Here is a 291-nt window from a genome sequence, read left to right on the forward strand (position 1 = left end):
GTGTTCAGTGATGGTACCTTCCTAAGTGCTGAAGAGGTGTTTGAATTAGCAAGAAGCCAGTTTGGCACATCAGGCAATGATACGTTAAACGGTTCGAACCAAAGTGACAAAATTTATGGCTTAGATGGAGATGACCATATAGACGGCGTTGGTGGTAATGACTACTTAGATGGTGGAAAAGGCAACGATACATTGGTTGTAGGGCAAAGCAGGTATACAGAAAATACACTTGTTGGCGGTCAAGGCGACGACATTCTCAAAGGGTATGTCAGTTCAGAAACCTATGTCTAT

Annotated in this window: 1 protein-coding gene; it reads left to right on the top strand. The window is 43.0% G+C overall.

Annotation, left to right across the window (positions count from 1 at the left end; genetic code table 11):
* Positions 1 to 291 (top strand): calcium-binding protein (locus N483_RS24680; protein ID WP_419555119.1); only part of this gene is annotated, 291 nt, incomplete at both ends.

This window comes from Pseudoalteromonas luteoviolacea NCIMB 1944 (assembly GCF_001625565.1).
GTDB lineage: Bacteria > Pseudomonadota > Gammaproteobacteria > Enterobacterales > Alteromonadaceae > Pseudoalteromonas > Pseudoalteromonas luteoviolacea_F.